We start from the raw sequence: 19645 nt of genomic DNA on the forward strand, positions 1-19645 counted from the left end.
CATGAGCTACGTACCGACGAACGACCAAGGAGTACAACGCGTGTCCCCTCTCTTCCCGGCCCTGACCGAGGCCTCCGCGGACCCGGACGGACCCGGTGCGCACCGGCCCGCCCTGCGCTTCGGCGACCGTTCCCTGACGTACGGCGAGCTGGCCGCCGTGGCCGCGCCCCTGGCCGAGCGCCTCGCGGGAGCGGGCCGGATCGCCGTCTGGGCCACGCCCACTCTGGAGACCGCGGTCGCCGTGGTCGCCGCGCTGCTGGCCGGCGTCCCGGCTGTACCGCTCAACCCGAAGTCGGGCGAGAGCGAGCTGGGGCACATCGTGTCGGACAGCGCGCCGACACTGGTGCTTGCGAGGCCGGACGACCAACTCCCCGCTGCGCTGGACAAGTTGGGGCGCGTCGACGTCGACGTACGCGCCACGGGGACGCCCCACGCACCCGGAGACCTCACCCCCGAATCCCCCGCCCTGATCGTCTACACCTCCGGCACGACCGGCCCGCCCAAGGGCGCCGTCATCCCCCGCCGGGCCATTGCCGCCACCCTGGACGCCCTCGCGGACGCCTGGCAGTGGACCGGCGACGACGTACTCGTGCACGGCCTTCCCCTCTTCCACGTGCACGGCCTGATCCTCGGCATCCTCGGCCCGCTGCGCCGCGGCGGATCGGTCCGGCACCTGGGCAGGTTCGAAACGGCGGGTGTGGCAAGGGAGTTGAGCGAGGGCGCCACGATGTTGTTCGGGGTGCCGACGATGTACCACCGGATCGCGGAGGCGCTGCCCGACGACCCGGCTCTCGCGAAGGCCCTGGGGAAGGCGCGGCTGCTGGTGTCGGGCTCCGCTGCTCTGCCCGTGCACGACCACGAGCGGATCGCGGCGGCGACGGGGCGGCGGGTCATCGAGCGGTACGGGATGACGGAGACCCTGATGAACACCAGCGTCCGCGCGGACGGGGAGCCGCGCGCGGGCACGGTCGGCGTTCCGCTGCCGGGCGTGGAGCTGCGGCTGACGGAGGACGACGGGGTGACGGCCGTCGAGGCGTACGACGGGGAGACGGTGGGCGAGATCCAGGTCCGCGGGCCGAACCTCTTCACCGAGTACCTGAACCGGCCGGACGCGACGGCCGAAGCCTTCACCGAGGACGGCTGGTTCCGCACGGGTGACATGGCGGTACGCGACCCCGACGGCTACGTACGCATCGTCGGCCGCAAGGCCACCGACCTGATCAAGAGCGGTGGTTACAAGATCGGGGCGGGTGAGATCGAGAACGCGCTTCTGGAGCACCCGGGCGTGCGCGAGGCCGCGGTCACGGGTGAGCCCGACGCGGATCTCGGCGAGCGGATCGTGGCGTGGATCGTGCCGAACACAGACACAGACTCGGACACGGGATCGACTCAATCGCCGCCGTCCACCGAGGAGTTGGCGGACCATGTGGCCCGCCGCCTGGCACCCCACAAGCGTCCGCGCGTCGTCCGTTACCTCGACGCCCTGCCCCGCAACGACATGGGCAAGATCATGAAGCGCGCGCTGCCTCATGACTGACGGCCGGAGGTCCACTGCGCGCGAGGCGATCGGTCTCGTGGCCGACGGTTTCAGCGAACTCCCGGTCAAGGCAGGTGAGTACGCACCCGACGGCCCGTTGTCCTGGCAGGGCTACGACGCCTCGCGCGCTCGTGCCGCGTCCCGCACCGGCGAGGAGGAGTCCGTCGTCTGCGGCACGGCCATGGTCGGTACGACTTCTGCTGTGCTGATCTCGTTCGAGTTCGGTTTTCTGGGCGGGTCGCTCGGGGAGCGCACCGGGGACCGGCTGGAGGCGGCGTACACGTACGCGCGTGAGCACCGCCTGCCCGTCGTGTCTCTCGTCGCGACGGGCGGCAGCCGGATGCAGGAGGGCATGCGCGCGCTGGTCCAACTCCAGCGCGTGGCACGGCAGTCGGCGCTCACCCGCGAGGCGGGTCTGCCGCAGCTCGCGGTACTGCGGGACCCGACGACGGGCGGCGGCTGGGCCACGCTGGGAGCGGGCGCCGACGTGATCCTCGCGCTGCCGGGCGCCCAGGTGGGTTTCGCGGGTTCCCGGGTCCGCCCGCCGGATGCGGACCCAGATGCGTACACGGCGGAGGCGCAGGTGGCGGCGGGTTCGATCGACGCGGTGGTACCCCCGGAGGATCTGCCGCGGACGCTGCACCTGTGGCTGCGCCTGCTGACCCGCCCGTCGACGCCACCCGCTCCTCCCCCAGCAGCGATGGGCCGAGCCGACCTCCCCGCCACCGGCCGTGAGGCGGTCGACAACGCCCGCTCCCCTCAACGCCCTCGCGCCCAGGCCTACTTGGACGCGTACTTCACCCACCGCGTGCCGATCAGCGGCGACCGCACCGGCGGCGGCACCGAGCCCGACACCGGTCCCGACCCCGGAATGCTCTGCGGCTTCGGCATACGGGCGGAGGACGGCCGTACGATCGCCTACGCCGCCCAGACCGGCACCGCCACCCGCCCCACCGGCTACCGCACCGCCGCCCGCCTGATCCGTCTGGCGGACCAACTCGGCATCCCCGTACTGACCTTGGTGGACACCCCGGGCGCAGCCAACGACGCGGCGGCGGAACGCCAGGGCGCGGGCGCGGCGATAGCGGAGCTGTTCGCCGCCGTGGCCACCGCGCGCACACCCCTCACCACCCTGCTGATCGGCGAGGGCGGCTCGGGCGGCGCCCTCGCCCTCGCCGCACCCGACAACACCTGGGCCACACCGGACAGTTACTTCTCCGTCATCGCCCCGGAGCTGGCCGCGGCGATCCTCAAACGCCCCGCGGACCAGGTGACCGCGACGGCGGACGAACTCCGGATCCGTCCTCAGGACTTGGTGGAGCTGGGGGTCGTAAAGGGTGTCGTGAGCCCCGACAAGAACGAATGACCGCCCGGGACTACGGAATCCGTGACAAGCCGCGACAACCACAAGTACCGTCCGTGACAATGAGGTTGATCGAGAGTCACTGACGAAGGACCGGGGGCGTCATGGAAGGCTTGGTGGAGTTCAAGACCAACGACGGAGTCGTGATCACCGTCGAGGGCGCGGGCACCGAGGACCTCTCCGGTCACCAGATGGTCTCGCGCCGCGACGACGGTACGGTCCAGGCGACCCGCACCTTCGAGGGCGCCCTGGACGGAGTGCGCGCGGCGGCCGAGTCCGCGCTCCGGGTCTTCCGGGGCGGCTCGCTGCGGCCCGATTCCGTGGAACTCGAGTTCGGGGTGAAACTCACCGCGGAGGCGGGTGCGTTGATCGCCAAGAGCGGGGCCGAAGGGCATCTGCTGCTCCGGCTCTCCTGGTCCCCCGGGCAGGCCGACGACTCCTCGGAGACCGCCCGGCCGTCATGACGAGCGCCTCCTGGCACGCCAGAATCAACTGCGGGCGCGACACCGGCGCCGGTTTCCTGGTCACCGAGCGGCACGTCCTGACCTGCGCCCATGTGGTCGCGTGCAGCCGCGCGGCCCCGGTCACCGTCTCCTTCGCGCACGGCACCGAGGGCCAGATCCCCGCCCGGGTGATCGCACAGGGCGGCTGGGACGGCCGCGACACCGACCCCGGTGATCTGGCCGTACTCGAACTGGACCACCCCGTCCCCATGAAGCCGGCGGAGTTCGCGGCGCCCTCCGACGCGTACGGCGATCCTCCGCGCAGGCTCCTGGCGTACGGATTCCCGAAGCGGTACGACGAGGGGACGCTCGCCGAATACCGGGCCACCGCCGACCAGTTGATCGCCGGCGAGTGGGTCCAGCTGGAGGCCTGGGCCGCCCATGGCCAGCCTCTGGTTCCCGGCTTCAGCGGCGCCGCGGTGACACTCGCGGACACCGGCCGCGTGGTCGGCATGGTCTCCACGGCTGCCCGCAGCCCGGAGATCCGCAACGGCCGGATGCTGCCCGCCCAGGTCATGGCCCGCTACTGGCCGCGGCTCGGCGAGCTGATTCCGACACCGGAGTACGGCCGGCCGGAGAAGGAACGACTGCGACAGCTGGTGGCGTCGATGGAGGGGCCCCGAAGCGCCCCTCCAGGGGCGCGAGGCTCTGACATATGCGGCTCCGCCGCGATGGGGGTCCCCCCGGGTTCATGGGGGTCCCCCCGCTCGAGCGAAGCCGAGAGTGGGGGAGAAGCCGAGAACTTGGGGGAGCGAGCAGCCCCCACGGACCCGCGGACGAGGCACAACCGGAGCCCGGGAAGTCCGGAGTGCAGCCCCGAACGCCTGTACCTCGACGCGGTCGGCCCACTCGGCCCCCCACTGCCGCCTCAAGGATTCGGCTCGTTGTGGGACGCGGTCTGGTACCTCCTGTCGGAGGTGCCGGACCCCGACGCCGTCACCCGCTTCACGGCACGGCTCGCCGACTTTGCCGACGACGCCCGGACCCGGAGCGCGCTGTGGAACTGGCCGCTGACGTACGCCCGTCGCGAGCCGACGCCGGCACCCGTTCCGGTGCCGCGGCCCGCACCCGGCGCCGTACACGCCTGGTCCCCGATCCTCGTGGAGATCGCGCCCAGCGGCTCCGGCGACGGCCATTTCCTGGTCGAGGTGTCCGCGTACAACGGTCGACACCGCCGAGTGGTCGGCTCGCGCCGCCTCCCGACAGACCGCGTACGCCCGTACGCGCTCCAACGCATCGACGAGGCGTACCACGAACTCGAGCCAGGAGCACGTGAGTTGATCGCCTTCGTGCTGCCGCGCCGCTGGCTCAACGCGGACGTGGCGCACTGGAAGCGCAGCGCCGACGACGACAGCCCGCTCGGCGCCTTCGCTCCGCTCGTCGTGATGGACCTGGAGCGGCGCCGCAGCGGCGGCCTCCAGCACAAGCTCCGGCAGAAGTGGCGGCACCTCGACGCCCGGCCGGCGGCACGGCTGCACCGTATCGACTGCTGGGCCGTCGGACAGGACCAGGTGAAGCTGACGATCGGGCTGCGCCGCGCCGCGGACATGGTGGGCTTCGCCACCGCGCCCCGCGCGAACGGCGTCCGGCGGCTGTTCCAGGCCGGCCTCAACGCGGCCGTGCCGGTGATGCTCTGGCCGCGCACCGGCTGCCGGGAGGAGCACGGGCGTGGGCAGCCATCGGCTTCGAGCCCCCCGGAGGCGAACCGGCAAGCTGGGGAGCGATGCCGGGGTGCCGAGTTCCTGGACCGCCTTGCCGAGCATCTCGCGAACCTGCCTCCGCGCGAACTCCCTTCCTACGTCCATGAGTTGCGCGAGGCCGCGTACGCCTCCGACTCCGCCGAGCCGCACTGGGCGTACGACCTGGCACTGCTGTGGGAGGACCCCGACTGTCTGCCCGAACCCGTCGGCCATCTGCACAACCCCGTCGGCTGAGCGACCGGCACGCATCGAGGAGAGACACATGTCCCTGTGGCCCGTCTACACGGGTACGAGCGAGCCTCACGACGGCATCACCGCGCTGCCCCCGCCGCCGCCCTGGCGTGCCTTCGACGGCGGACCGGAGCTCGCGACTCCCGCCGAGGACGGCGACACCTCGGCCACGTCCCCGGACCGTGTGCACCGCGCCCGCACCTATCGCGCCACGGACCAGGCCGTCCAACTGGTCAACGCCGCCCTGTACTTGCGCCGCCCGCTGCTCGTGACCGGACCGCCCGGCAGTGGTAAGTCGAGCCTGGCGTACGCGGTGGCACGGGAGTTGAAGCTGGGCCCGGTCCTGCGCTGGAACATCACCAGCCGTACAACGCTCCATGACGGCCTCTACCAGTACGATCCGCTCTCGCGTCTGTACGCCGCCGGGCAGGCCGTCGCCCGCGAACAGCTCCCCGCGGACAGCGAGCTGCAGGACCATCTGCGCCTCGGCCCGCTCGGCACCGCGCTGCTTCCGTACGGCAGGCCGCGTGCCCTGCTGATCGACGAGATCGACAAGAGCGACCTGGACCTGCCCAACGATCTCCTCAACATCCTGGAGGAGGGCCAGTACGAGATCCCGGAGCTGGTCCGCGCCGCCCGCCGCACGCCCTTGGCCAAGGTGATGATCGACGGCACGGACAACCGGGTCACCGTCACGCGCGGCCGGGTCCGCTGCCGTGCCTTCCCGTTCGTGGTGCTCACCAGCAACGGCGAACGCGAGTTCCCGCCCGCCTTCCTCCGCCGCTGCGTCCGCCTCGAACTCCACCAGCCGCGCGACGCCCACCTGGAGCGGATCGTCCACGCCCATCTCGGCGAGCCCGACGCCTACGCCCGCGACCTGATCGCCCGCTTCCTCTCCCGGGGAACGGACGGCGAACTCGCCACGGACCAGCTCCTGAACGCCATCTACCTCACAAGGGCGGCAGGCCTCGATGCCTCGTCCCGCGACGAGCTCGCCGAGCAGCTGATGCCGTATCTGAGCCGGAACGGGGAGGAGCCGGACGGTTTCTGAGGTAGTCCAAGACAGGAGGACCAGGGAGGCGACGGGATGAGCGACCCGGCTGCGGTCGACGGCAGTGGGGGCACGGGTGCCGCTCGTCTCGCCGATCTGCTGGCCGAAGTGAGCGGCGGGGACCTGCCCACGTCCGTCGAACTGGCCGAACTGCTGTGGCTCGCCCGGCACATGAAGGAGCCAGAGCCTGCCGCGCCCTCTGTGGATCCACCGCCGGTACGGCCCGAGCGAGCCGAGCCGGAGCGTGAGATCCCGCCCCTGGAGGCCGGCGGCCCGTCTCAGCAGCACATCCCGGACGCGGCCCCGCCTCCCGAGCCGGAACGCCGCCCGGACGGCCGCGTCCCCCTGCGGCTGCCCGGCCCCAGCGCGCCGGACGAGCCGAGGGATCCGAACGGTTCGTACACCTCGCTGCTCGCCCCCGCACCCCCGATGCTGACCCACCCCCTCGCGCTGCAACGCGCCCTGCGCCCCCTCAAGCGCCGAGTGCCCGCACCCGTCGGGAAGGAGCTCGACGAGGAGGCGACCGCGCATCGGATCGCCCGGCTCGGCGCGGCGCCGCGGTGGTGGCTTCCCGTACTGCGTCCGGCGACCGAGCGCTGGCTGACCCTGCATCTCGTCTACGACGCGGGCCCGACCATGCCGGTCTGGCGGCCGCTCGTCCGTGAACTGCACACGGCGCTCGCCCAGTCGGGCATCCTCCGCACGGTGGAACTGCACCGGCTGGAAGCCGACGGCACGGTACGCCGCCCCGGCTCGCAGGAGTCGTACGCGGACGGCCGCACCGTCACGCTCCTGGTCAGCGACTGCATGGGGCCACAGTGGCGGGACGGCCCCGCGGGCACCCGCTGGTACGGCACGCTGCGGCGCTGGGCGGCGAGGATGCCGGTCGCAGTGATCCAGCCGCTCCCCGAGCGCCTGTGGCGCACCACCGCGCTGCCGGCCTCGACCGCACAGATCGTCTCGCCCTCGCCCGCGGCGCCCAACTCGGCGTACGACGTGGACGCCTATGCCGCGGACCACCCACTGCCCGGGACGCTCCCTCTCCCCGTCCTGGAACCCTCGGCCCCCTGGCTGGCGAACTGGTCGGCGCTGCTGGCCGACGCGGGCAAGCTTCCCGGCTCCGTCGCCCTGCTGGGCCACACCCCGCCGCCCGCACCGGTCGACGATCAGGGCCGGAGCGAAATCGAGCGGCTCTCCCCCGAGGAGCTGCTCCTCCGTTTCCGTTCCCTCGCCTCCCCGGAGGCCTTCCGTCTCGCCGGTCATCTCACTGTCGGGCGACCCGAGTTGCCCGTCATGCGGCTGGTCCAGGCAGCGATCGAGCAGAACCCGCAGCCGCAGCATCTCGCGGAGGTCATCCTCAGCGGGGTGCTCACCGCGATCCCGGGTCCGCCGGGTTCGTACGCCTTCCGCCCCGGCGTACGGGAGTTGTTGCTGCGTACGCTGCCCCGGACCGCGCGCGGCCGGACCTCCGAACTCCTCGGGCGGGTGGGCGCGTTGATCGACGCGCGGGCGGGCGTGGCGGCCGGGGACTTCCGGGTGCTGGCTCCGGGGGGTGGTGGCGAGGCGGCCGGGGGTGAGCCGTTCGCGGCGGTGCGGGAGAAGAGCGTGCTGCGGATGGGCGGGAGCGCGGACGGGGTGTCGTCGTCGCTGTTCGCGGGGCGGTATCGGCTGATCGGGCAGCGCGGACCGTCGCGGTGGATGTGGCATGCCATGGACGTACGGCTGAACCGTCCCGTGGTGGTGCACCGGTACCCGCCGCAGGCCGCGCCGCAGGGACGGTTCCTGGATCAGGCCCGCCAGCTCGCCGCCCTGCGGCATCCCCATGTGGTGCCCATTCTGGACTTCGGGGTGGAAGGGAACACGCCCTATCTGATTGCGGAGTTCGTGGACGGCGTGACCGTGACCGAACTGGAGGTGGGCAGCGGCCCCGGAGTGTCCTTCAGGGTGTTCGCCCGGCTGGTCCGGGACGTGACCGCAGGGCTGGAGGCCCTGCACACACGGCGTCTGGTGCGTGGCCAGGAGGGCCGGGAAGGCCTGCTGGTGCGGCCGGACGGGGCGGTTATGATCAGCCGTTTCGCGCTGGGTGAGCAAGTCAAGTTCCAAGACGCGTCGACAGACGTCCGCGCATTCGGCAAGCTGCTCCAGGACTTGGCCTCGGTTGCGCCGGCCGACGGAAGGTTCGAGCAGTTCCTGCGCCAGTTTCCGGCCTACCGCTTCATCAGCCGCCACCCGCCCAGGGAGCTCGCCTCGTCACCCGCCTTCGAGCCGACGGCCACCGAGGCCGACTTCCTGAACTTCACCATGCTCGGCCCGCCGCGCGTCCACCGCGGCGAACGGCTCCTCGATATCCCGTTCCCCAAGGCGCAGGCCCTGCTGTGCATGCTGTTGCTCAAGCACGGCCGCCGGGTGACCCTCGCCGAACTGGCCCAAGGCCTTTGGGAAGAGCCGCCCTCAGAGGGCGACGCCGCCCGCATCCGTCCACTGGCGATCGCCCTGCGGGAGGCTCTGGGTCCCGGCACCCTCGCCGACCTCAGTGACGGCTACGCGCTGCACACGGCCGGTGACCACATCGACGTACTCCACTGCGAGGACTTGCTGAACCGCCGTACACAGGAGCAGGACCCGCGCACCCAGCGCGCTCTGACCCAGGAAGCCCTGGACCTCTGGTACGGCGATCCGCTGGACGGCGTCCCCGGGCCCGCCGCCAAGGCGACCCGCGCCCGCCTGCGCGCGCTGCGTCTGACGCTCTGCGCCCAGCGGGCCGAACTCGACCTGGAACTGGGCGACTTCGCCCGAGCCGAAGCCGATCTCGACGCCCTCCTCGATGAGCATCCCGAGCACGAGGACTTCCGGCGGCTGCACATCCTGGCGCTCCGGGGCCAGGGCCGGATCGCGGAGGCCATCGATTCGTACGAGTCCTACGCCGAGCGTCGGCAGCGGCAGCACGGGGAGCCGGTCGATGCGGTGTTGCGGGAGCTCTACCAGGAACTGCTCACCGCCGACCGCACGGGGGCCACCGTCCTCGTCGAGTTCACGGAGCGGCGCGAGCGCGCCTGGGCCAACGACGCCCTGGGGCACGCCCTGCCCGGGATGCTGTCGTCGGCGGGCCAGTACGAGGGCCAGTACGAGTTGTCGAGTCTCGACGACGGCTTCCTGGTGACCGCCGAGCCCGGCACCTCCGTGCTGCCGCTGCTGGACGCCGTGCTGCACGAACTGCCCGCCGTCCTGGCGGAGTCGGAGCCGCTTCCACCGAAGGTCCGGGTGACGTTCTGGCACGCCGCCCAGCCCGCCCTCGGGGCCGCACTGGAGCGCTCCGGCGCCGACACGGCGGACGCGGATGTCACGGTCGTACTCTCCCCGGTGCTCCATCAGGAGCTCGCGAGCGGCCCCGCCGCCGTCGACCCCGCGCGGTTCCGGCCCTTGTACCAGGAGCCGGACGAAGGCCGGCTCATCGCCTGGTACTGCCCGCTGGAACTCCCGCGTCCGGCCGCGGAGCCGGATCCCCTGCCCGAATCCGAGGCGGAGCCCGAGCTGGAGTCCGAGCAGCCGCGCGACCTGGTGCGCGGCCCGTTCACCACCCGCGACATCACCGCCGTCCGCCCGCCCGCAGGAAGCCGCACCGCCGTCGTCCACACCCTGCCCGACGGCTCACTGACGCTGCTCGACGCTGCCCGGCCGCCCGGCGAGCGCACTTCGGGCACTCTCGTCACGTACTACGAGGTCGACCTCACCACCCATGAGATGACGACCACGATGACCCTGCCAAGCTCCGGCGACGATCCTTTCGAGCTGTTGATCGAGCTGCACTGGCATGTCGACGATCCCGTGGCCTTCGTCCGGGCCGGCATCTCTGACGTGCCCGGACTCCTGCTCGAGCACCTCCGTGTGGACGGCGGGCGCATCACTCGCAGCTTGCCGCCCTCCTGGGAGGCGCAGGTGGAGTCGTATCTCAAAGGCGACCTGCCCCCCTGGCCGGCTCCGGGCCTCTCGGTGACCTACCGAGTGCGGCTGTCCGGCCGGCCGTCTGCCCGCACCTCCGTCCGCCGCCCCACACTGCGCACCCTCCTGGGTGACGCTAAGGCCGTCCTCCTGGGCTTCGACGGCCCGCTGGTCCGCCTGTACGGCATTGGCAAGTCGGAGTCCCAGGCCATGCGCGAGCTCGCCGCGCTCCTGGTCGAACTGCGGGACCCCGACGAAGCGCTGAGTGGTGCGCGGCTCTTGGCCTCCGACGGGCCGACGCCACCCGTGGAAGGACGTCCGAATCCGCTCGATCTGCTGCGTGCGCTCGCGGGGCACCGCCTGAGCCCCGAGTTGCGCCGAGCGCTCGACCGGATCGAGGAGGAGGCGGCCGTCGGGGCCCGGCCCACCCCGCACTCCGACGCCCTGATCGTGATGCTCCACGCCTACGACCGTGAGGTCGCCGTCGTCGCGGACAACGCGCCGGGCGCCGTCCGGACGGCGCTCGCACGACGAGCGCTGACCCTGGAGGGCGGCATCCATGGACGTACCGAGGATCTGTCCCTCCTGATGCCGAACCCCGACTGCCTGAACCGGGCCCTGACCGCCCTGCACACCTTCCCCTCGGATGCCGTACTGATCGCCTCCTCCGTCGCCGAACTGACCGCCGCCCACGCCATCGGCCTGCCCGCCATCGGCTACGCCCGGAGCCCGCAGCACGCGGGGCAGCTGCGCCGGGAGACGGAGTGCGCGGTGACGGTGGAGTCCCTGGAGGACATCCTCAACAACGTCTCGTACAGATGAAGCCTCCCGCCCAGGGCGTGCAAATCCCCCCGTTCAGCGGCACCCCACCCGGCCCACCCCAAAAGGCGACGCCCCGTCAGTGCCCGCACGATGCCAAAGAGGACCGTCACCCGGCGGCCCCCACGGTCTGCGCTCTCGGGAGGATCTGCCATGACCGACAGTCTGGAGCAGTTGCGCCGCTGTCATTTCGCCGTCGATCTGGGGGCGGCGAGGACCCGCGTGTATGTGAAGGGTGCCGGGCTGGTCGTGGACCAGCCGAGTGTGGCCGCCGTCAATATGAAGACCGGCGGGCTGATCGCGGTCGGGGAGCTGGCCGAGCAGATGACGGGCCGTACGCCCGGCTACATCCGCGTCGTCAGGCCCGTGTCCGGCGGCACGGTCGTCGACATCGACATGGCACAGCGGATGCTGCGACAGCTGCTCGGCGAACGCCTCCGCCGCACACTGCGTCGTAAGCCCCGGCTGCGCGCCGCCGCCTGTACGCCGCACGACGCCGACCCGCTCGCCCGGCGCGCGGCGGTCGAGACGCTGGTCGGGCTCGGGGCATGGCGGGTCGAGCTGGTGGACACGCTGATCGCGGCGGCGGTGGGCTGCGGGCTGCCCGTACAGCAGCCCGAAGCGACCATGATCATGGTGTGCGGGGCGGCCACCACTCAGGTCGCCGTTCTCTCCCTCGGCTCGGTCGTGAACGCCGAGCGCATCCCCGTCGGCGGCGAGGCCGTCGACCACGCGATCGTCCAATACCTGCGCCATGCGCATGAGTTGGTGCTGCCGAGTCAGTCCGTACGTCCCTTGCAGCTCGCCCTGTCCGGCAACGGTCTCACCCCGGAGGGACCCGCCCGTACCGAGATCCACGGCCGGGACGTGGCCACGGGGCTCGCCCGCTCCGTACACGTCGACACGGCCACCGTACGCAATGCCGTCCAGGCCCCGCTCACGGCGGTGCTCGACGGGATCGGCCAGGTGCTGCGCGACTGCCCGCCGGACCTGGTGGCCGACCTCGCGGACCGCGGGATCATGATGGTCGGCGGCAGCGCCCTGCTGCCCGGGTTCGACCACATGCTGCGGGCCGCGACGGGCATGCCGGTGCACATCGCCGAACGGCCCGACGTGTGCGCGGCCCTCGGCCTGGGCGCGATGCTGGAGGGCAGGATCGAGCCGATGTGCATGGAATCGGTGTCGAGCTGAGATCAGCCCGTACTGCGGCCAGTCCGTACTGCGGTCAGCCCGTCCTCCCGCCCCAGCGCATGTCGGCCCGCTCCCACTCCGCGTCCCAGTCCCGCATACGGCGCCCGTCAAGGCGTACGCGCACGGTCCAGGCGGCCAGCCAGACGACGCAGCCCGCGCCCGTCGCGGCCAGCAGGCCCGCCGACACCGCTTGCAGGACCGCTTCCGCCTCGTTGAGGGGCTTCGTCATCAGGGTGCCGTGCCGGTCGGTCCAGATCGTGGTCCGGGTGCCTTTCTCGGCTTCGGGCCTGACCTGGGCCTCGCCGGTGCGGGCGGTGCCGTCCGGTGTCTTCCAGCGGACCGTGGCCCACACCCGGTCGCCGCCCACGGTCCGGGTCGCCGACCTCTCCGGGGCGTTCTCGGTGAGCACCGCCGTCACCTCACGGCGCTCCTCCCGCTGCCGGTCCACGCTCCGGCTCACCACCTCGGCCGCCGCCACCCCCGCGATCAGCCCGCCCACCAGGGCGAACAGCCATGCGCCGAGCACCACCCAGGCCTCGACGACGTCCACGCGCCGCCGGAGCGGGTTGCTCCGCCACCGCCACAGCCTCACCGTCGTACGACGTGTCTTCGCCACGGCCAGCACCCCCTTGTGCGCACCGCCGGCAGCACCTCATCGGGTGTCCTACCAGTGTGCTCCCAGGAGCGTGACGGGGCACTCGCACAGGCACGTCTCGTCGACGGCGGGTCGAGACGCGCCAATTGCCCGGATTCCGTACGCTGATCCACTTCTGGCGGCCGGATCAGCCGCGAACTCGACCAGGTACGACCAGTAAGCGAGCGTGAGTCATGGGTGAACGACAGCCGATTCCGGGGGATGCGCCGGCAGGGGACGTGCCGGCGCCCCAGCTCCCTGCGGGCTCTCCTCTCTCCCCGTTGGGCGAACCACAGGCGTTGATCGAGGAGTTCGCGCGGGAACTGAGCCGGGGGCTGCGCACGAGCCGCCTCCGCTCGTGGGGGACGGATCCCTCCGGGGGTTGAGCAGGGGGATTCGTTGTTGGGTGCGGGTTCGTTGTGGCTGGTCGCGCCCACGCGGCGGAACCGCAAATCGATACAGCCCCGCGCCCCTGAAAAGCCTGCGACTGCCCGAGCCCCGGGGAGCCCGGGCCCCGAACAAGCCCGGGCCCCGGAAAAGCCCGGGCCTCGGGGGAAGCCCGCACCCCGACGTGCCCGCACTCTCCCTCCGGCGGGAGGGGGCGTGGGCCGGTGCGTCGTATGCCCGTCGCGTAGCTTCTGTCTCGGAGAACCCGCACCGTGTACCAGGCCAGGGCCGTATGCCCGGCCTGCGACGGGCTGACGCACCGGCCCACGACCCCGCACCCACCACCCACCCAAGGGGCGCGGGGAACGGCGCGACCAGCCACACTCAACCCGCACCCGCCCCACCGCCGGAGGCACCCCGCGGGGAACGGCGCGACCAGCCACCACGCACCCGCAGTCGCCAGTGAACCGAACCCACCCACCCGGTAGGCGTCCCCGCTCAACCGCCGGAGGCAGGGGTGTGGACGCTACGAAGCGTGTCGATCACCTGGCGGTCGGACAGCTGGCCGAAGTCCACGTACCACTCCCCTACGGCGTAGAAATGCTCGGGCCGGTGGAGGCAGATCACGTCGTCGGCCTCGTGCTGCCGTACGACGCCGAGCCCGGAGCAGACCGGAATGGCGAGCACCAGCCGTGCAGGCGACCGGCGGCGCAGATGGAGGAGGGCGGCGCGGGCGGTGACGCCGGTGGCGAGACCGTCGTCGACCAGGATCACCGTCCGGTCCCGTACGCGGGGAGCGGGGCGCCCCTCGCGGTAGAGCTCCTCGAGGCGGTGGACCTCCGCCCGCTGCCGGGCGACGGCCTGCGTGAACTGGTACTCGGTCATGTCCAGCAGCGCCAGCGCCTCCTGGTCGAACACCGGCGGATCCTCGCCCACTACCGCGCCGACCCCGGCCTCCGGCTGCCCCGGTGCACCGATCTTGCGCACCACCAGCACGTCCAGCGGCGCACGCAGGGCGTGCGCGATCTCCGCCGCGACAGGGACACCGCCGCGGGGCAGGGCCAGTACGAGGGGGTCGACGAAACCGCCGCCCTCCGCCCGTCGCAGCAGCGCGACGGCGAGATCCTGCCCCGCCTGCCGACGGTTCTGGAAACGCATGATGCCCGCCTTCTTTCCGCGACGCCCGCCCCGTTCGCCCGCCTGTGCGGGCCTGTGCGAATCGTGCATGCGAGTACCCGAGCGGCCGGGTCCTCACGCGTGCATGGGCGAACATCCGCCGGGTACTCGGCGATCAACCGGGCACCGGCCGACCAGGCACATTGCCGGTGCTCATCCCGGAAGGCACACGGAGGTAGCCATGGCGAAGCATGTCCGGGAAGTCATGACGGCGGAACCGGTGACGGTGAGCGAGCAGACCCCACTCCCCGAGGTCGCCAAGCTCATGCGGGAGAAGAACATCGGCGACGTCTTCATCACCGAGGAGGACCACGTACGCGGCCTGGTGACCGATCGCGATCTGGTGATCCGGGCCCTGGCCGAGGACCGGGACCCCTCCGCCACCCCGGTCCGCGAGGTGTGCAGCACTGATCTGGTCACCGTCTCCCCGCAGGACGACATCGACCAGGCGGTGCGGCTGATGCGGGAGCACGCCCTGCGACGGCTGCCCGTCGTGGAGGACGACCACCTCGTCGGTGCCCTCAGCATCGGCGACCTGGCCATCGAACGCGACCGGCGCTCCGCGCTCGCCGACATCAGCAGGGCGGAGCCGAACAAGTAGGACGGCCCAAAGGCGGTCCCTACGTCGACGGCACGTGGAAGTCACCGCAGTCGTCTGCTTCCGTGTGTTCTTCCGCGTGCCGTCGACACATGCGTACGGGACAAACGGGGCACCCGGTGTACATGGTCGGCGAGACGTACGACGACAGGCAGGCCCGTGCGCAGGGCGAGAGCGGCCACCGGCTGGTGCCGCACACCGCGGACGTGCGGATCGAGGCGTGGGGCACGACCCGGGAGAACTGCCTGGTCGAGGCCGTACACGGGATGGTCGACTGCTTCGCCGACATCTCCGCCGTCCGGCCCACGGCCGTCCAGCGCGCCCAGCTGTCCGAGACCAGCGACGACGATCTCCTGGCCGCCCTCCTCGACGAGGTCGTCTACCGCCTCGAAGTACCGGGCCAGGTCCCCGTGGACGTAGAGCTGGAGACGGAGACGCCCGACGGTGCCATCGACGTGCGACTGGCGGTCGCCGACCTGTCGGCCGTGGAGATCACGGGCGCCGTACCGAAGGCCGTCTCCTGGCACGAACTGCACATCGGGCCGGGCCCGTACGGCTGGACGTGCGCGGTGACGGTCGATGTGTGAGAGGGAGGGACGGGGGGCTCAGCCCTTCACGACCCCCAGCGGAACCAGCCGCGCGACCGTACGGCACAGCCCCGCCCCCTCGCTCGCCTCCACCACCGCGCTGACGTCCTTGTACGCCTCCGGAGTCTCCTCCGCCAGCCCGCGCAGTGACCGCGGCCGTACCGCGATGCCGCCCCGCTCCAGCCGGGCCCGCAGCTCCTTCCCGGCTACCGTCCGCGCGGCCTGGTGACGGCTCATCACCCTCCCCGCGCCGTGGCAGGTGGAGTGGAAGGCGTCGCCTCCGGGCACTCCGGTGAGTACGTACGAGGCGGTGCCCATGGTGCCTGGGATCAGCACCGGCTGGCCGAACTCCCTTATGTCCTCAGGCAGTTCGCGGTGCCCCGGCGGGAAGGCGCGGGTGGCGCCCTTGCGGTGAACGCACAGCCGGCGCCGTGCTCCGTCCACCGTGTGGGTCTCGAGCTTGGCGAGGTTGTGGGACACGTCGTACACGAGGGACAGTCGGGCGCGGGCGGCGCGGTGGAAGATCCGGCGGGTGGCGTCGGACAGCAACTGGCGGTTCGCGCGGCCGTAGTTCGCGGCGGCGGCCATCGCACCGAGGTACGCCCGTCCCTCGGGCGAGTCGACCGGCGTACAGGCCAGCTGCCGGTCGGGCACGGTGATGCCGTACCGGTTCATGGCCCGGTCCATCGCGCGTACGTGATCGGTGCAGATCTGGTGCCCGAGCCCCCGTGAACCACAGTGGATCATCACGCACACCTGGTCGCGGGCGAGCCCGAAGGCGGCGGCGACCGGCTCGTCGTACACCTCGGCGACCTGCTGGACCTCCAGGAAGTGGTTGGCGGACCCGAGGCTGCCGACCTGGCCGAGACCGCGTTCCCGGGCCCGCCCGCTGACCTGCGCCCCGTCGGCGTCGGCGACCGCGCCGCCGTCCTCGCAGCGGGTCAGGTCGCGTTCCTCGCCGTGGCCGCGTTCCACGGCGTACCGGGAACCGCCGTCCAGGATCCGCTCCAGCTCCCCGGGGCCGCTCAGGTGCCACACGCCTCCGGGGCCCGCGCCGCGCGGGATCGCCCGGTCCAGGCCGTCCATGATGTCGGGCAACGCGGGTGCCAGCGACTTGCGGTCGCCGTCGGCGGCCAGCAGCCGCACACCGCACGAGATGTCGAAGCCGACGCCGCCGGGCGAGACGACGCCGCCGCCGTCCACGTCGGTCGCCGCCACGCCGCCGATGGGGAAGCCGTAGCCCCAGTGGATGTCCGGCATGGCGTACGAGGCGCCGACGATGCCCGGCAGCGTGGCCACGTTGACGACCTGCTCCAGCGATTTCTCGGCATCCTCGAGCAGCTCATGGGACGCGAACACGATCCCCGGCACGCGCATGTCACCGTGCGGTGCGATCCGGAAGCGGTACGGACGTTCCTCGACGAGGTTGAGTTCCATGGCGGCCTCCCGGGGGTGTGCGTGGGCGTCGCGCCGCACGCTGCGGGTACCCGGGGGCGGTTCGGGGAACCGGGGATCCTGGTCCGCGTACGGGTCCTGATCTGCGTACGGGAGGTCATCGGTTGATCGGGTGAGGCGCTCCGGCCCGAGTTGTCCCTGCTCGTCGTGGCGGCGACGCAAGGGAACAGGCCGGTGTTTCGCTTTCCGGGCCGGTCGCACTCCGCGATCGTGCTCGACAGCCAGGAAGACAGACGTGGCGGCGCAGCGCGAATTGGACGAAGCAAAGGTCGAAGCCTTCATGGAGAAGGCGCTCGGGGACATCAGCGGGACGTTCGCGGCCGGTCTGTGCCATCTGGGCGACCGGCTGGGCCTGTTCAAGGACCTCGCCGCCAACGGCCCCGCCGGCAGCCAGGAGCTCGCGGACCGGCTGGACCTGAACGAGCGTTACGTACGCGAGTGGTTGCGCGGCCTCACCGCCGCCGGATACCTGGAGGAACCGGAGCCCGGCCGCTTCGCCCTTCCCGCCGAGCACGCCCCCGCCCTGGCCGAGGAGAACGGGCCCATGTTCCTCGGCGGCGTCTACCAGATGATGCCCGCCGCCCTGGCACCGTACGAGCGACTGAGCGAGGCGTTCCGGAGTGGGGGCGGCGTCCGGCAGAGCGACTACCCGGAGAGCCTGTGGGACGGCATGAGCCGCTTCACCGGCAGCTGGTTCGAGAGCGTCATGGTCGACGACTGGCTGAGCACCTTTCCTCACGTCGTGGAGAGGCTGGAGCGGGGCATCGACGTCGCGGACGTGGGCTGCGGCGCGGGCCGTGCCCTGATCGTGCTCGCCAAGGCGTTTCCGCGCTCGCGTTTCACAGGATTCGACAACTTCCCGGGCCAGGTGGAACGCGCCCGGACGAACGCGGAGAAGGCCGGTGTCGCCGACCGCGTGACCTTCGAGACGGTCGACGCCGCCGAAGGGCTTCCCGGGCGCTACGACCTGGTCACCACCTTCGACGTCATCCACGACGCGGCGGAACCGAAGCGGCTCCTTGCCGCGATCAGGGCCGCGGTCAAGGACGACGGCGACTACCTGATGCTCGAGATCAACTGCCAGGACCGCCCCGAGGACAACCTGGGCCCCGTGGCCTCGATGTTCTACGGATTCAGCGTCTTTTACTGCATGACCACATCTCTCGCGAACGGCGGAGCCGCCCTCGGAACATGCGGCATGCCCGAGACAGTCGTACGCACCCTGTGCGCCGAAGCGGGCTTCAGCAGCGTGGCCCGCTCCACGGCGGAGGACCCGTTCAACGTCCTCTACGACATCAAGCCGTAGGCCGGCACGAGGCTGCCGCCGCACGGTAGGTGCCGTGGGTGGTCCTGAGGCCGGCTTCCCGGCGGAACCCGCGCCGGAGCAGGCCCCGCCGGAGTGCCGGGCTCAGTTCCCCACGCCGAGGCCGGCCATGAACGCGGACGGGTATCGGTCGCCTCGCGCCGCGCCCGGCGGCACCGCCTTCTCGATCTCGGTGAGGTCGTCCGCGGTGAGGTTCAGCTCCATCGCGGGCAGCGCCTCGGCCAGCCGCTCGCGGGTGCGGGCGCCGACCAGCGGCACGATGTCCTCGCCCTGTGCGGCCACCCAGGCGATGGCCAGCTGGGCGACGGTGCACCCCTTGGCCTCGGCGACCCGGCGCAGCGCCTCCACGAGGGCGAGGTTGTGTTCCACGTTCCCGCTCGAGAACCGCGGGCTGAAGCCGCGGCCGTCACCGGAGCCGACGGTGCGGTCGGCGGACCAGTGCCCGGAGATGAGGCCGCGGCTGAGAACGCCGTACGCGGTCAGGCCGATGCCGAGCTCGCGCAGCGTGGGCAGGACGTCCGCCTCCACGGCGCGGGAGATCAGCGAGTACTCGATCTGCAGGTCGGCGACCGGGTGCACGGCGTGCGCCCGGCGGATCGTCGCGGCGTCGACCTCCGAGAGGCCGAGGTGCCGTACGTACCCGGCGTCGATCATCTCCTTGACCGCGCCGACCGTCTCCTCGATCGGCACCGCCGGGTCAAGGCGGGCGGGACGGTAGATGTCGATGTGGTCGGTGCCGAGCCGGGTCAGCGAGTAGGCCAGGAAGTTCTTCACCGCCTCGGGGCGACCGTCCGTCCCGCCGAACTGAGGGCCCGGCCCCCGCAGCATGCCGAACTTGACGCTCAGCCGGTAGCTGTCCCGGTTCCGGCCGCGCAGCGCTTCGGCGAGCAGCAACTCGTTGTGGCCCATGGCGTAGAAGTCGCCGGTGTCGATCAGCGTGACGCCTGCCTCCAGCGCGGCGTGCACGGTGGCGATACTCTCCGCGCGGTCGGCCGCGCCGTAAGCGCCCGACATGCCCATCGCACCCAGGCCCAGCGCGGAAACGGCCGGGCCGGTGCTGCCCAGGGTTCGTGTCTGCATCGCGTTCTCCTTCGTCGTCGGTCTGGCACCCACTTTGCGACCGGGCCGCGACGTACGGGAGCGGAGCGTT

14 protein-coding genes are annotated in these 19645 nt (G+C 71.9%); 10 read left to right on the forward strand and 4 right to left on the reverse strand.

From position 1 onward, the window contains the following. The first annotated feature begins 40 nt into the window (after positions 1-40). The 7 genes from OP79_RS15375 to OP79_RS15410 all read left to right on the forward strand — a co-directional run bounded on the left by OP79_RS15375 (position 41) and on the right by OP79_RS15410 (position 12334). Positions 41-1537 carry an acyl-CoA synthetase gene (locus OP79_RS15375; protein ID WP_033320742.1) on the forward strand — a complete coding sequence of 499 codons (1497 nt, stop codon included), beginning with the start codon at positions 41-43 and terminating at the stop codon, positions 1535-1537. After that, the gene (locus OP79_RS15380) at positions 1530-2903 is read left to right on the forward strand and encodes a carboxyl transferase domain-containing protein (protein ID WP_033320743.1); all 1374 of its coding nucleotides are present in this window, start codon (positions 1530-1532) and stop codon (positions 2901-2903) included. The genes OP79_RS15375 and OP79_RS15380 overlap by 8 nt, the downstream gene beginning before the upstream one ends. 101 nt (positions 2904-3004) lie before the next feature. Beyond that, positions 3005-3364, forward strand: coding sequence for a CU044_2847 family protein (locus tag OP79_RS15385; RefSeq protein ID WP_033320744.1), 360 nt, complete (start codon positions 3005-3007; stop codon positions 3362-3364). Then, complete coding sequence (locus OP79_RS56985) at positions 3361-5337, forward strand: VMAP-C domain-containing protein (RefSeq protein ID WP_033320745.1); 1977 nt, start codon at positions 3361-3363, stop codon at positions 5335-5337. Before OP79_RS15385 ends, OP79_RS56985 begins: the two co-directional genes overlap by 4 nt. A gap of 28 nt (positions 5338-5365) precedes the next feature. Beyond that, positions 5366-6385 (forward strand): AAA family ATPase, encoded by a 1020-nt coding sequence (locus OP79_RS15395; protein WP_033320746.1) that lies wholly within the window; start codon positions 5366-5368, stop codon positions 6383-6385. A gap of 36 nt (positions 6386-6421) precedes the next feature. After that, complete coding sequence (locus OP79_RS50420) at positions 6422-11146, forward strand: SAV_2336 N-terminal domain-related protein (RefSeq protein ID WP_051744676.1); 4725 nt, start codon at positions 6422-6424, stop codon at positions 11144-11146. Positions 11147-11296: 150 nt separating this feature from the next. Next, positions 11297-12334: a rod shape-determining protein gene (locus OP79_RS15410; RefSeq protein ID WP_033320747.1), complete on the forward strand. Its 1038-nt coding sequence runs from the start codon at positions 11297-11299 to the stop codon at positions 12332-12334. Positions 12335-12368: 34 nt separating this feature from the next. Here the strand turns inward: OP79_RS15410 and OP79_RS15415 are convergent, their stop codons facing one another. Then, complete coding sequence (locus OP79_RS15415; RefSeq protein ID WP_245685332.1) at positions 12369-12950, reverse strand: Rv1733c family protein; 582 nt, start codon at positions 12948-12950, stop codon at positions 12369-12371. Positions 12951-13853: 903 nt separating this feature from the next. Further along, positions 13854-14513: a phosphoribosyltransferase gene (locus tag OP79_RS15420; RefSeq protein ID WP_033320748.1), complete on the reverse strand. Its 660-nt coding sequence runs from the start codon at positions 14511-14513 to the stop codon at positions 13854-13856. A gap of 199 nt (positions 14514-14712) precedes the next feature. On the opposite strand from OP79_RS15420, the gene OP79_RS15425 reads away from it, so the two are divergent. Further along, positions 14713-15132: a CBS domain-containing protein gene (locus OP79_RS15425; protein ID WP_033320749.1), complete on the forward strand. Its 420-nt coding sequence runs from the start codon at positions 14713-14715 to the stop codon at positions 15130-15132. 122 nt (positions 15133-15254) lie between these two features. Continuing rightward, complete coding sequence (locus OP79_RS15430; protein WP_033320795.1) at positions 15255-15716, forward strand: archease; 462 nt, start codon at positions 15255-15257, stop codon at positions 15714-15716. Positions 15717-15734: 18 nt separating this feature from the next. Here the strand turns inward: OP79_RS15430 and OP79_RS15435 are convergent, their stop codons facing one another. Next, positions 15735-17153 (reverse strand): RtcB family protein, encoded by a 1419-nt coding sequence (locus OP79_RS15435; protein ID WP_033320750.1) that lies wholly within the window; start codon positions 17151-17153, stop codon positions 15735-15737. A gap of 253 nt (positions 17154-17406) precedes the next feature. Here OP79_RS15435 and OP79_RS15440 point away from each other — a divergent pair, with 253 nt between their 5' ends. After that, complete coding sequence (locus OP79_RS15440; protein ID WP_033320751.1) at positions 17407-18477, forward strand: methyltransferase domain-containing protein; 1071 nt, start codon at positions 17407-17409, stop codon at positions 18475-18477. A gap of 102 nt (positions 18478-18579) precedes the next feature. Here the strand turns inward: OP79_RS15440 and OP79_RS15445 are convergent, their stop codons facing one another. Beyond that, complete coding sequence (locus tag OP79_RS15445; protein WP_033320752.1) at positions 18580-19575, reverse strand: aldo/keto reductase; 996 nt, start codon at positions 19573-19575, stop codon at positions 18580-18582. Positions 19576-19645: the final 70 nt, after the last annotated feature.

Origin of the sequence: Streptomyces yerevanensis, assembly GCF_000716805.1 — a bacterium.
GTDB classification, from domain to species: Bacteria; Actinomycetota; Actinomycetes; order Streptomycetales; family Streptomycetaceae; genus Streptomyces; species Streptomyces flaveus.

Excerpts from the sequence above, each read along its gene's own strand:
- OP79_RS15380 (WP_033320743.1), top strand. The coding sequence starts at position 1,530 with ATGACTGACGGCCGGAGGTCCACTGCGCGCGAGGCGATCGGTCTCGTG.
- OP79_RS15385 (WP_033320744.1), top strand. The coding sequence starts at position 3,005 with ATGGAAGGCTTGGTGGAGTTCAAGACCAACGACGGAGTCGTGATCACC.
- OP79_RS56985 (WP_033320745.1), top strand. The coding sequence starts at position 3,361 with ATGACGAGCGCCTCCTGGCACGCCAGAATCAACTGCGGGCGCGACACC.
- OP79_RS15395 (WP_033320746.1), top strand. The coding sequence starts at position 5,366 with ATGTCCCTGTGGCCCGTCTACACGGGTACGAGCGAGCCTCACGACGGC.
- OP79_RS50420 (WP_051744676.1), top strand. The coding sequence starts at position 6,422 with ATGAGCGACCCGGCTGCGGTCGACGGCAGTGGGGGCACGGGTGCCGCT.
- OP79_RS15410 (WP_033320747.1), top strand. The coding sequence starts at position 11,297 with ATGACCGACAGTCTGGAGCAGTTGCGCCGCTGTCATTTCGCCGTCGAT.
- OP79_RS15420 (WP_033320748.1), bottom strand. The coding sequence starts at position 14,513 with ATGCGTTTCCAGAACCGTCGGCAGGCGGGGCAGGATCTCGCCGTCGCG.
- OP79_RS15425 (WP_033320749.1), top strand. The coding sequence starts at position 14,713 with ATGGCGAAGCATGTCCGGGAAGTCATGACGGCGGAACCGGTGACGGTG.
- OP79_RS15430 (WP_033320795.1), top strand. The coding sequence starts at position 15,255 with ATGGTCGGCGAGACGTACGACGACAGGCAGGCCCGTGCGCAGGGCGAG.
- OP79_RS15435 (WP_033320750.1), bottom strand. The coding sequence starts at position 17,153 with ATGGAACTCAACCTCGTCGAGGAACGTCCGTACCGCTTCCGGATCGCA.
- OP79_RS15445 (WP_033320752.1), bottom strand. The coding sequence starts at position 19,575 with ATGCAGACACGAACCCTGGGCAGCACCGGCCCGGCCGTTTCCGCGCTG.